This is a genomic window from Pseudomonas sp. Pseusp18 (assembly GCF_059506005.1).
Map to the genome: position 1 here is coordinate 4067282 of NZ_CP169240.1, position 12425 is coordinate 4079706.

Annotated in this window: 9 protein-coding genes; 2 read left to right on the forward strand and 7 right to left on the reverse strand. The window is 59.8% G+C overall.

The features are described from left to right. Window positions 1-5: 5 nt before the first annotated feature. From ACEN9A_RS18230 to mhpA, 7 genes are all read right to left on the reverse strand, one after another. Window positions 6-1325 (reverse strand): outer membrane protein transport protein, encoded by a 1320-nt coding sequence (locus ACEN9A_RS18230; RefSeq protein WP_258669158.1) that lies wholly within the window; start codon window positions 1323-1325, stop codon window positions 6-8. A gap of 162 nt (window positions 1326-1487) precedes the next feature. Beyond that, on the reverse strand, window positions 1488-3389 hold the full coding sequence (locus ACEN9A_RS18235; protein ID WP_258669160.1) for an acyl-CoA synthetase: 1902 nt from the start codon (window positions 3387-3389) through the stop codon (window positions 1488-1490). Continuing rightward, window positions 3389-4345 carry a fumarylacetoacetate hydrolase family protein gene (locus tag ACEN9A_RS18240; protein WP_258669163.1) on the reverse strand — a complete coding sequence of 319 codons (957 nt, stop codon included), beginning with the start codon at window positions 4343-4345 and terminating at the stop codon, window positions 3389-3391. Before ACEN9A_RS18240 ends, ACEN9A_RS18235 begins: the two co-directional genes overlap by 1 nt. Before the next feature lie 82 nt (window positions 4346-4427). Further along, the gene (locus tag ACEN9A_RS18245; protein ID WP_258669164.1) at window positions 4428-5519 is read right to left on the reverse strand and encodes a VOC family protein; all 1092 of its coding nucleotides are present in this window, start codon (window positions 5517-5519) and stop codon (window positions 4428-4430) included. Between the two features lie 84 nt (window positions 5520-5603). Then, the gene (locus ACEN9A_RS18250) at window positions 5604-6218 is read right to left on the reverse strand and encodes a TetR/AcrR family transcriptional regulator (protein WP_019580165.1); all 615 of its coding nucleotides are present in this window, start codon (window positions 6216-6218) and stop codon (window positions 5604-5606) included. Between the two features lie 235 nt (window positions 6219-6453). Further along, window positions 6454-7098, reverse strand: a complete 645-nt coding sequence (locus ACEN9A_RS18255) for a TetR/AcrR family transcriptional regulator (RefSeq protein ID WP_258669168.1) — start codon at window positions 7096-7098, stop codon at window positions 6454-6456. A gap of 2 nt (window positions 7099-7100) precedes the next feature. Continuing rightward, window positions 7101-8768 carry a bifunctional 3-(3-hydroxy-phenyl)propionate/3-hydroxycinnamic acid hydroxylase MhpA gene (gene mhpA / locus ACEN9A_RS18260; protein ID WP_258669171.1) on the reverse strand — a complete coding sequence of 556 codons (1668 nt, stop codon included), beginning with the start codon at window positions 8766-8768 and terminating at the stop codon, window positions 7101-7103. A gap of 232 nt (window positions 8769-9000) precedes the next feature. Between mhpA and ACEN9A_RS18265 the strand changes: the two genes are divergently transcribed. Then, window positions 9001-11901 (forward strand): AAA family ATPase, encoded by a 2901-nt coding sequence (locus tag ACEN9A_RS18265; protein WP_258669174.1) that lies wholly within the window; start codon window positions 9001-9003, stop codon window positions 11899-11901. A gap of 276 nt (window positions 11902-12177) precedes the next feature. After that, window positions 12178-12393 (forward strand): hypothetical protein, encoded by a 216-nt coding sequence (locus tag ACEN9A_RS18270; protein ID WP_258669177.1) that lies wholly within the window; start codon window positions 12178-12180, stop codon window positions 12391-12393. Window positions 12394-12425: the final 32 nt, after the last annotated feature.

Genomic DNA, 12425 nt, shown 5'->3' on the forward strand with positions numbered 1-12425 from the left:
GGCAATTAGTACCGATACGTTGCCTGCACTGAAATTCCATTCGCACTGTTTTTGTAATGGGCACTGTATTCCGGTTGAAGACCGGAGTCGTTCGAGTGTGTTACGGAGGCTTTTGAATCCCAGAGATAACCATAGGCAAAGTCGATCGTCAGATCGGGATTCGGCAAATAAGCGCCGCCCAAGGTCACCGCCTGGCGATTGCCGACCGGAACACGCACGCTGCGATCGGCATTTCCAACAGGCGCCGGGTCATAGGCATAGCCTGCGCGTATCAGCCATTGCGGGTTCAATTGATAGGAGGCGCCAACCGCGGTGGACCATGTGTCGTGCCAGTTCATTTGTTCGGCCACATTCCCCAGGCCGGCAGCCTGGCCCATGGCGGAAACACCACTGTTGATTGCCTCGACCTTCTGGATCCGGCTCCAACGCGTCCAGGTGGTCCCCAGGTATCCGGTCCAGCGACTATTGAAATGATGGGTGATGGACGTATCCACTTTTTCGGGCATCGTCAGATCTATCCGGGTGTCATAGTTTCCGTCCAGCGGGATAACGCTCGGGGAGCCGGAAACCTCGGTATGCCCTTTGAGGTGATAGCTCACTTTCGAGTGATAAGTAATCCCCCAACGGGTGGCCTCGCTAAAGTCAACCAGGAGGCCGACGTTGTAGCCAATGGCCGTGTCATCGCCCTTGATGGTGACCAGAGTGTCCTGGCCGTTGTTCAAGGCGCCGGTTGCCATGTAATTCTGAAGCTTTGCATCGAAATGGTTCAGGGTCGGTCCGCCACCAATGGACACGTAATCATTGATCCGATAGGCCAGTGTGGGCTGCAGGGTTATCTCCTTGGTCGTGCTGTAGGAACCATGGTAACGACCCTGAAAAGTGCTCTCGTAGTCATTGATCAGACCACTCGGCGCATACAGGCCCAGCCCCATCGAAAAACGATCATCAAGCGGTGTCGACAGATAGGCGAAGGGCACGACCCCCAAAGGAACCGAATCCCCCTTGTTCGTTCCTGTGGCACTGCTCTGTGCATCACTGATGTCGTCGCTCACCGAGACGATTGCGGCCCCGCCGGAAATCTCACTGCGCCGCAACTTGGTCAGGCCTGCGGGGTTTCCGTAAATGGTGCTGGCGTCCAGCGCCGATGACGACCGTCCCGCATAAGCAGTTCCCGCACTGCTTGCACTTTGTTCGTTGAGACCAATGCCATTGGCGCCGGCAATGGTCGAGGCGCTGAGCAGTGCCATGGCACTGGCGAACTTAATCCAGACAGCACACTTTCGCTGAACAGAAAGACACGGAATCACACGGCTATTCAGTTTCATTTTCCACCTCTGTTTATTGTTTTTGTTGATTGCACGCAGGCAAGGCTTCGCCTTCCTGTGAACTTTTCAGCACCGGTTGGAGTTGAATCGAAGTTGTGTAAAAGACCCTGGCGGAACAGCGCCAGGGCATGGCTGCTGGACTGACAGATGCGAATCAGAGACTCAAGTAAGCCACTCGATCTGGAAGCTGTAGTGTCCCAAGAGCGGCGCCAGGATTTCCTGGTCGGCTCCGGCCCGGATGCAGGCGACAGGCCCACGACGAGTGTCCTGCACGACCTCGACAGCAATATCCGCAAGCCCCAGGCGCCCCGCTTCCTGCTGGACGACTCTGGCAATCTCCCGCTGCTGCAAAGCAGGTTTGAATATCTTGCCCACGGCCGTCAGTGGCAATGCTTCGAGGATTTCAATGCGCTTGGGAACGGCGGCCCGCTCACTGATGTGGAGATGGGCGAACGCCTCCAATTCTTCGGCCTTGCAAACTTGCCCGGGGCGCAACTGAACGTAGGCCACCGGCACCTCCCCCGAGTAGACGTCGGGGCTGCCGATTGCAGCGGCCAGGGCGACGGCGGGATGCGCCTGCAGAACCTCTTCGATTTGCTTGGGATCGATGTTGTGGCCGCCGCGAATGATCAACTCCTTCTTGCGCCCGGTTAGCCAAAAGTAACCCTGCGCATCCTGGCGACCCAGATCACCCGTATTCAGCCAGCGCTGACCGTCGATATCGATCCAGAGGCCCTGGTTATGACGCTCCTCCAGATAGCCATCGAAGAGGTTCGGACCACTGATCGTGATGAGCCCGATTTCATCCACGTTGGCATCGCGCAGGTATTCACCCGCGTCATTGAGCACGACCGCGCGCATATTCTGGTAGGCGATCCGTATCCCGATGGAACCGATGCGGCGCTCGCCATGGGGCGGATTGATTGAGGAAACGCAGGCGCCCTCGGTAAGACCGTAACCTTCAAGGATCTTTAACCCGGTCCGGCGCTCGAACTCTCGCAGAAGCTCAGCCGGCATGGGCGCCGCGCCACACATTGCGTAGCGAAGACTGGACAGGTCGCGACCCTGCCATTCATTTTGCAGAAGTGCGGCATAGACCGTTGGCACGCCGGAAAAGAAGTTGATACCGAAGTGCTCGACCATCTCCCAGAATCGCGGGATCACCCCCTCGCCACGATACCCTTGAGGCGTCCCGAGGATCACATGGTCGCCTTGGGTCCAAGGCATTAGTCCCGTCACCATTTGTCCATTGACATGAAACAGCGGCAGGCCACAAAAGATAACCTGGCCACTCGTGCGAGGTTGCATGTGAGCGGCCATGGCCCATGCATTGAATACTTCCGAGCCATGGGTTCGCGCAGCGATCTTGGGGAGCCCGGTGGTACCACCCGTACAGATGTAGGAAGAGCACTCATCCTGGCGGATTTGTCGACCGCTAATCAGGTGTGTGTGCGGCTGAGTATTCATCAACGATAGCCAATCGTGGATCGCGATACCGCTGTGTAAGTCTCGCTCCTTCAGTGCCATGGCTTGCAGGATCCCGCGCACCGGTTCGGCGACATAGGGCTCCATGCTGACCCAAACGACAGACCTGACCGCGGGCAACTGATCCAGCTGCGAAGCCAGTTTTGGCCACAGATCGCTACCCGGAGTCGGTGCGAGCGTCACCACCACGGAGGCCTTCGCGGCATTCAGCAAGCCGGCCATCTGCTTGGCCTCGAGCAGAGGATTGATCGCCATGACGATGCCAGCCGCCTCCCCGCCCCATATGGTGAAATGGGTTTCCGGCAGGTTGGGCAGGATGAAGGCAAGCACCTCACCCGGTTTGATGCCCAGGTCATGGAAGGCATTCGCCGCGCGGGTGATATCCGCGAAGAGCTGGGAGTAGTTCCACTCGCAGGTGCGCTTGAAATCGGCGGCATTGGCGAAGAAGCTCAGCGCCGGCGCCCGAGGGGTGCACTTGGCGGCCTGCCGCAGCGCTTCATAGGTGCTGGATGCCAGGCCACGCTCCGACAAGGGGACTTGTTCGAGACTTTCGATGTCACTCAGGGTCTGCACTGTCATCAGGCTTCCTCCACGACTCGGTTACGTTGCACGCCGAGGTCGATCACACCATCAGCGCTGCGAATGCGCGCCTCGACCACGTCACCTGGCTTGAGATACTGCATCCGGCTTTCCTGCGCCTTGAGGAACAGCTTCCACTTGGCAGCTTCTGGCATCAGGGCCGCAATCCGCTGTTTGGCAGGCGAAGGAACGGTCAGTGCACAGCCGGCGGGCGTACCGGTGGCAATCAGGTCTCCAACGGCGAGGTCTTGCACGGCGGAGAGTTCGGTAAGGGTTTCGGCGGGGCCGTAAACCAGGTTGGCCGTGCTGTCGTTCTGGCGCACCTGGTCGTTGACCGTCAGGCGCAACTGCAATGCCTTGAGGTAAGGCATGCTCTTGGCATCCAGAAGGCAGAGATACGGGCCGACCGGGCCAAATGTGCGGAAGCTCTTGCCCTTGTAGAACTGCATCTGAGGAATCTGAATGTCACGAGCCGAGTAGTCATTGACGATGACGACGCCTGCGATGAACTCATGCAGATTGGCGTCGGTAACAGCCACAGCGCCGGTGATCGCGCGTTTCATCACCAGCCCCAGTTCGATCTCGTAATCAAGGAAGCGCACGGTGCGCGGCTTGATCAGGTCGCTGTCCGCCGCCACCAGGCAACTGGTCGCCTTGGTGAAGATCATGTTGAATTTCTTCGCATCCGGGTCCATGCCCGACTCGATCATGTGCTGACGGTAATTGGCGCCCTGGCAGACGAACTGCTGGTTACGGGTGATCGGCGACAGCAGTTTCACTTCGCCCTCCGCAAGCTCCGTACCTTTTATTTGAGCAAGGTCGTCGAGGCTGTTCTGGCGAATGAAATCACCGGTGGTTTCAAAAACACCGGGGACAACCGTGATACGGCCCTGGCGTAGCACGCCCCAGTGGATACCGTTCTGAAATTCAAAGCGGACTACGTGTACAGCAGACATTGAAGGTACTCCTGGAGCAGCGTTTGTCCCGCCCGCGGCGGCGCGAGATCTGTGGTGTTGTTCTGTGGAAAGGCTGGCAGCCCTACCCGAACATCCGCATGAGTGTTACCAGCTTGCGAAGGGTCAGGTCGGGGCTGCGTCGCAGATTCCGGATCAGCGCACGCAGCTTGCTCAAACTCATCCTGGGTTTTGTAAAGCTCTTGGGCATGCGCTGCCCCCACTGCGCCATTGCCTCGGGGCTTACGGGATGAATACCCGTAGGCTGTGCGGCCGTGAACACATCCCCGTCGCAGTAATGCTCGTGCTTATCGCCCCAAGGGTCTTGCCAGTAATCGAAGATCTGACTGCCCAGAATGTGCCGGCCAATGCCCCATGAGTGCTCCCAACCGCGCTCGCGCAGGACGCGCTGCCCCATTCCCACCGCATCGGCATCGACAACTTCATAGGCGCTATGGCTATAGGTGGCCATGAACCCTTGTGCTATCGCGAGCGTATGGTGAGCGGCGGGAACTTCACCGAGGTCAAGGCGCATGAAAGTGACGATAGGTGTGCCATCGGGGAGCACCTGCACATCGCTGGGAATGAACCCGAAATGCTTGGTATACCAGGCACAGGTCGCCTGGTAGTCGGCCACTTCGATGACGATGTGACCGAGTCTGAGTACTTCAGGGGGAGCGATCGGCGGACGCTGCGTGGCGTTGACTCGCGGTTGCTCGTGCGCCAGATTCCAGGCAAGAGGCGCTCTGTGTACCAGCGTTTTACCTGGAATCTGCTCACAAACAGCTTCCACGATGAAACCGGAAGGATCGGTCAGTCTGACGTAATACCCCCCACCCGGATGTTCCGATTTCTCGACCGCTGACGCGCCCGGGATTCGCGTCAGTTTCTGCAGATCCTTGAGCGACTGGACTGCCAATCCGAACCCGACAAAACGTGCCTGTTCTGCACGATGGACTCGGTAACAGTATGCAGTGGGATCAGTGGCGCGCAGATAAAGCGTATCGGCGTCCTGCTGACTGACTGTCAGGCCGAAATCGGTCAAAAACCGCGCCGCCTCGTTCAAGTCCGGCCGCTGAAAGATCAGGTGAGTCAGCCCCTGGGCCTTCACCGTCGGCTGCGGATGCCGGGCGGGTTGTTGCGTTGCCAACCGGTGCAATTGGTTTTTGTTGTTCATTGTTCTTGTTTTCCGGGTTTTTAGGGTAAAGCCGTCCCCGCGCCCCTGAAAATCCAGAGGCGTTTAGTTGAATCGGCTTACGAACTAGTCGAGAGAAGGAAGTGTTGGCAGCTCTGTAGTCGCCAGCGCACGAGCCTCCTCTGGTGCCACACCCAATGCCCGCAGCACCAGCTCGGCCGTGTCAGAGCCCGATTCGCGCCACGTTCTATGCCCTTCCAGCACCAGGAAAATCGAGCCCAGCACACTGCTCGATATCAGCGTCAAAACTGAGAGCAATTGCTCCTGCGCAAACGTGTACCGCCCACTGGCAAGTCCACTCAGAAGATCGGTAGTCGCCTGGCTGCTGAACATTTCGCGCAACGAAGCATTGCTCATGGCGAACTTATGGATAAACGCCCCCCAATGGGAGTCCTCATGAGCGCGACGAATGAAGAGTCGAATGCCATTGGCAAGACGCTGAGCCGGATCGGTGAGAGCGTCGAAGCTCTTGTTGACGCGCTCATGCATCTCCCTGGCGAGATGGCTGGCAACTGCCTCGAACAGGTTTTCCATGCTGTCGATGTTGCTGTAGATCGTTCCGCGCGCTACTCCTGCCTCTTGTGCGAGGTCAAGGATGTTCACCTGGGAGGTACCTCTTTCAGCGAACAGGCGGAAAGCGGCTTGATGAATGCGGCGCTGTGTCGGATTCAGGGATTCCACGTTCTCTCTCCAAAATTACCTTATGGCTCAATTGAACACTCGTGTTCAGTCGCAGTCAACAAGGTTTTTTGAATCAAGAACGAATCCATCCAGGAAAACCGTTCTATGCCGCATAAAAACGGATTCCTCGAATGTTTTTTCAAGGTCCACGAAAAGATTTGGAGTTCTATTCACCAACAAAAATGAACATGAATGTTCAGCAGAAGGCCTGGCGAATCGAGAATGACATCAGGGGCTAAGGTAGCGGCTTACCGGCGATTTTCTTGGCTCTGGCCGGTGTTACGCCCAGCGCCTTGAGAATCATCTCGGCGACCAGCAGATCGTGCTCTGCCGCCGCACGCCCCTCGACAACCGAGCGCATGGCTCCGGTTGTGCACGATACGACCATGTCCAGGGCGCCCCCTTCGTCCTCGTAAGCGAAAGTGCCCGCGCGCAGACCGTCACGCAGGTCGCCCAGCACATGGTCAGCCAAGCGCGAACGCATGGCCTGATCGGAATGGATGATGCGCAGCAGTGCGTTAGCCCATTGATGGTCGTAGGCAGCCCGACGGACGAACATGCGCACGCCGATCGAAAGCCGCTGTGCGCCGCAATGCACGTCCGAGCTCAAGGCGGAAATGGCATCGGAGAACTCGGACGCCATGGCGATGCCAACCGCCTCGAGCACTTCGTCGCGCGTTCGAAAATAGTTGTAGATGGTGCCGTTGGATACCGCAGCCTCTGCGGCGACCTCGAGCAGTGCAATCTCCCCCACCTCCTTGCGCGCAACAAGACGCAATGCCGCGTCCACCAGGCCGCGACGGGTGCGTTCACGCTTCTTGTGACCTCGAGTGAGAGGTTCTTGCGCAGTTTCTTCTGAAGGAAAAGTGGGGGACGGCATCTTCACGCTCTTAATCGAGGGGGCTCGTTGATGGTAATGGAAACGCTATCGGCAGTGGAATCGACGCTGGCCATCAGGATCTGGCACTCTCGAACCAGACTGTCTGCCTCTGTGCCGGGAGCGTGGTGCATGATGATACGGTCGGGGCGAATCGCAACGAGCGTGCCTTTGCCAGCCAGCGGCAGGATCTCATGGTTCAGGTCTTCGATGAAGTCGCAACCGCTGTCGGAGCGCTGACCGCAGGGCCCGATCTGCAAGAAGTGACCGCCCATCTTGATCCAGGAAAAGACTTGAGCAGTGCTCAGCAGTGATAACGGGTCAACACCGAACCCGACCAGGGTCAGGTTATGTCCCAGCGCATCGTCACTCAGCTGGATCCGCTGTTGCGTGTTGCGCACCCAGGCCTGGGGAAACAGACTGCCACGAACCAGTTTGTCGCCACGACGATGCTGCATGAACAGACCCTGCTTGAAGATGTTCTTCGACTTGATGTCCAGCTGTTCGAAGTATTTTCTGGACGCGGGCGTCAACGCCAGCGTGCGCATCATGCCGTGGATGAAGAAAGCGGCGACCTTGTTTCTCGGCATCACCAGGCGGCCCATGAGTTTCGCCAGATTGATCATCGCCTGGGCATGGGGACGACGCTCCATGTCATAGGTATCGAGTATTGAAGGCGCGGCTTGCCCGTGAAGGACCCAGGCCAGTTTCCAGGCTAGGTTGGCGCCATCTCGAAGTCCTGCGACGAGACCTTGCCCGACAAAGGGCGGGGTGATGTGGGCCGCATCCCCTGCAAGGAAGACTCGCCCCTTGCTGAATCGGTTGCAGCAGCGCGCGTGGAATCGATACACCGCCTTGCGCTCGATTTCCAGCTCCTGCGGATTGATCCATGGCGCGATCAGCCGGGCGATGCTTTCCGGGCTTTCCGGGCTTTCCAGCTCTTCCCGGGATTCGCCGGGGTGCAGCATGAACTCCCAACGTTCCCTTCCGCCAGGAGCTGGCATGTGCGGTGTCGGGCGCCGTGGATCACAGATAAATTCAACGTGATCAATCGCTGATTGATGCCGGTTCCTGGTATCGACAATCAGCCAATCCTCTGCATAGGTTTGTCCTTCGAATTCCTGGCCAATCAACGCCCTGACCCTGGAACTTGCACCATCGGCACCTATCAGGTATCGGGCGCGAACGGAATGCACATGGCCATCCTGGTCCCGTACGGAGGCCACGACACCCTCCGACTCCTCGACCAGATTCTCAAGCTCGAATCCACCCAGGCTGGTCACTGTCTTCAGTCGGGAGACCTGGTTGCGCATCGCATGTTCAAGGTCGGGTTGATAGAACGTCACCAGTTTGGGATGACCGTCGATGCACCCTGCGGTATTGGCCCGACTGAATTGCCCGAGGACCGGGGAATGCATCTTCACTTCAGGGATAACGATCTTCTCGAAAGCATCCTCCGACAATCCGGCGAGTTGCAGGATGCGAAGCGCCTCGTTGTCCAGGGCAATGGCGCGGGGCATCAGCAGGACCTCATGGGACTTGTCCAATACCAGCGTCTTTACACCATAGCGGCCGAGCAACGCCGCGATTGTCGCCCCTACCGGACCGTTACCGACAACCAGCACGTCGACAGCGGTGGAAGGCAATTCGGAACCTTTCTTGTTGTTGTTCATCTCGAGCCCTTGTTGTGATTGAAGTCGTGAGACACGCAGGTCTCATCGTCAGGCAAGGTGAAGGTATGTAAAATTGAAACATTTTTCAATATTGAAATTCTCGTCATTAATTTTCCGGCACCAGTTTCCGACCGACGAGGCTTGGCTTCCGAGCCGATCAGCGTTGTTATTGGAGTGACCACGTGCCATGCCTCACGGCGCATAACTCTGTTTCAGTTCTCAGGAATCCAACGTGGCACGTCCGCAGTCCCATCCGAACCCGGTCCAGCTCCGCTTCGTCGAGTTCGAACTCGACGAAACCAACGCCTGCTTGTCTCGTAATGGAGAAGCCGTGGCGTTGGCGCCAACGCCCTTCATGCTGCTTTGTGCACTTGCACGCCAGCCGGGATCGCTGGTGACCAAAGATGCTTTGCTGGATGAAGTGTGGGGACATCGGTTTGTCAGCGATTCAGTGTTGAAGACGGCCATCAGCGATCTGCGCAAGGTGCTGGGCGACGACCCCAGGCAGCCCCGCTTCATCGAGACGGTGTCGCGGCGCGGCTATCGGTTCATCGCCGGGCCATCCCCTGCCCCTTCGATACCGTCTGCATCCACGACGGTGCCGGCGGTTGTTGCCTATCCGTCGACACCATTCATTGGTCGCACCGACAAACTCTCAAGACTGCAGCGGGTATGGGAGCGGGCTTGCGGCGGGCAGCGTGCAGTGGTTTGGCTGGCCGGAGAACCTGGGATTGGCAAGACCACGTTGATCGAGCATTTCCTCGCGAGCCTAGGCGGCATCGCCTGTGCCCGCGGCCACTGCGTGGAGCATTACGGCCCCGGCGAACCGTACCTGCCGGTGCTGGAGGCGTTGGCCGATCTGTGCCGCAGCGACCCTGCCCTGCCGGCACTGCTGCGCACCGTGGCGCCGACCTGGCTGCTGCAACTGCCGTGGCTGAGCACAGCGCAAGAGCGAGACGCGTTGCGGCGCGAGCTTGCCGGCATCGGCCCGGATCGCATGCTGCGAGAAATGGGCGAACTGTTGGACCGCTACACGGAGCAGCGACCGCTGCTGCTGGTGACCGAAGACCTGCACTGGAGCGATCGGGCAACGGTCCAGCTCATCGACTATGTGGCGCGGCGACGTGGCCGCGCGCGGCTTATGTGGCTGTCGAGCTTCCGTGTCGCCGAGGTGGTAGCGCTCGAACATCCGCTTAACTCATTGCGCCACGAACTGCGCCAACAACGTCTGTGCGAGGAAGTGGTGCTCGATCCGTTCTCGGAAACCGAAGTCGCTGACTATGTCGCGCTACGTTCGACGTCGCTGGCGCGCGATGAATCCTTCGTGCGTGCCCTGCACGAGCGCACCGACGGTGTGCCGCTGTTCGTGTCGTCAGTCATCAGTGAAGTGATGGACCCTGCGGACGACGACGCCACCATCGAAGCCCGACTGGCGGGAATGGCGGTTCCCGAAAACCTCGCGGCCATCATTGATCACTACATCACCAGGCTCGGGCACGAGCAGCGTGCGCTGCTCTCGGCGGCAGCAGTCTGCGGCGTCGAATTTCGGGTCGAGACGGTTTCGCTGGCCCTCGAGCGCGATCTCGCTTGCGTGGTCGACACCTGCGAGGAACTGGTGCGTGAGCAGATGTGGCTCACGCGGTCGCGGGTCGCCGAACCTGATGAAATGGCGGAGCTGCCCTACTCGTTCCGCCATGCCCTCTTCCGCCAGGTACTGTACGACCGCACGCCGCGCTCGTTGCGCACCCACCTTCATCACCAGGTTGGCGCTGCGCTCGAACACGAACGCATGGCCGGCGTGCCGGTGGCGGCCTCGGAACTGGCGACACACTTCGACCGGGCTCGGCAGCCGATGATCGCGCTGCGTTATTACGCCGAAGCCGCGGAAGCCGCGCTGCTGCACTTCAGCCCGGCCTTGTGCATCGGTCTCACCGAGCGCGCGCTGGTCCTGCTGCGGCAAGCACCGGAAGGGATCGAGCGCGATACGCTCGAAATTACCCTGGCGACGCTGCAGGGCGTATCGGCGTTCCATACGCTCGGTGTCGGCAACGAAGCCAGGAACGCGTTCGAACGCGCGTACACGCGGCTAGCGGAGCTACCCGAACATCCGATGCGCGGGCGCCTGCTGCACGGCTTCGGCTATCTGCTCGGGCTGCGCGGCGACTATGCGCAGGCGCTGGCGGTAGCAGAACGCGCCGAAACCCTCTCGTGCGAGGCGAATGATTCAACACTCATGCTGGTGGCATGCATCGTACAGGGCGAGGTGCATCATCTTCAGGGGCGTACACAAGAGACCCGCCAATGGCTGGAGCGCGCGCTTGCAATCGCCGAGCCGCTGGATATCGGGGCGAACGAAATCTTTGCGGCCGATCCTCAGGTCATGCTGCACGGTATGTTGGCCATAGAACTCGTGCGCTCCGGTCTTGTTGTGCAAGGCCGGGACCACATGCAGCAGGCGCGAACCCGCGCACAGGCGCTTCGCCAGCCCATGACCTGGCTGGTCGCCACCTGGCAAGAGGTGTTGATCGAGGTGCGGATGGGCAACCCTGTGCGGGTGGCAGCGCTGGCTGACGACATGCAGGCGCTGGTCGACGAGTATTCGCTGGCACTGGGGCGCACGGCTTGTCGCTGGTGGCGCGGCTGGGCCGAGGCGCGCAATGGCGCTCCACGTGACGGCTACCGCAGCATCCGCGAAGCCTACGACGAACACACCGGACTCGGCATGCGCTCCGGTGCCAGCGAAGTGCTCGGCTACGCCGCCGAGGCGCTGCTGCTGGCGGGTGATTTAAACGCTGCGCAAGTCGAGCTACAGGAAGCACTGCGAGTGGGGGAAGAACTGGGCGAGCGCGTGTACCTGCCGCAACTGTTGCTGCTGGAGGCAGCGATTGCGCGGATGCAGGGCCGGCTCGATGCCGGCAACACCGCAGCGCGGCGGGCAATTGAGGAAGCGCGCGCCCAGGCGGCACCGGGGCTGGAGCTGCTCGCGCTGGTCGAGTTGTGCGAGCACCACGACGCGGCTGCCGAGGACCGCCAGGTCCTGGCGGCGCTGGTTGAGCAATTGCCCGAAACCGATGGAACCGAGCTGGTGAAACGTGCGCGCTCGCTGCTTCAGGCTGCAAAGCCCGTGAATTAAAGACGCAAAACCTGTGGGAGCGAGCGTGTGTGGCGAGGGGGCTTGCCCCCGTTGGGGCGCGAAGCGCACCCGAATCCAGTCACCGCGATTTTGAGTTAGAAAGCGGCGACCGGTTTTACGACTGCTTCGCAGTCGAACGGGGGCAAGCCCCCTCGCCACAGAGGCAGGCTCCCACAAGGGCTGCAGTGGTCCCGACCGAAGTACGACCTTTCGCTTACGACTCGACCAGGGGGACGGCCTACGCTGTCGTCGAACTTTCTGATCCCCTGGTCTGCAATGAGCCTGAACCCTGAATCCAAGTACCCGAACCGCCGCTCATATGTCGTGAAGCTGCGTAGCGACGCCACGCCCGGGGCGCTCGTGGGCCGCCTCGAAAACCTGGTCACCGGGCGTCAAAGCGAGTTTTCGTCCGCCGAAGCGTTGCTGGAGTCGATTGACTCCGACCTCGCGTCAGCGACCGGCGAGCACGCGGCAGATGCCGACAGCGAATGACACCTCCAACCTGAATCAACACTCGATATGGC

Excerpts from the sequence above, each read along its gene's own strand:
- ACEN9A_RS18230 (WP_258669158.1), bottom strand. The coding sequence starts at position 1,325 with ATGAAACTGAATAGCCGTGTGATTCCGTGTCTTTCTGTTCAGCGAAAG.
- ACEN9A_RS18235 (WP_258669160.1), bottom strand. The coding sequence starts at position 3,389 with ATGACAGTGCAGACCCTGAGTGACATCGAAAGTCTCGAACAAGTCCCC.
- ACEN9A_RS18240 (WP_258669163.1), bottom strand. The coding sequence starts at position 4,345 with ATGTCTGCTGTACACGTAGTCCGCTTTGAATTTCAGAACGGTATCCAC.
- ACEN9A_RS18245 (WP_258669164.1), bottom strand. The coding sequence starts at position 5,519 with ATGAACAACAAAAACCAATTGCACCGGTTGGCAACGCAACAACCCGCC.
- ACEN9A_RS18255 (WP_258669168.1), bottom strand. The coding sequence starts at position 7,098 with ATGCCGTCCCCCACTTTTCCTTCAGAAGAAACTGCGCAAGAACCTCTC.
- mhpA (WP_258669171.1), bottom strand. The coding sequence starts at position 8,768 with ATGAACAACAACAAGAAAGGTTCCGAATTGCCTTCCACCGCTGTCGAC.
- ACEN9A_RS18270 (WP_258669177.1), top strand. The coding sequence starts at position 12,178 with ATGAGCCTGAACCCTGAATCCAAGTACCCGAACCGCCGCTCATATGTC.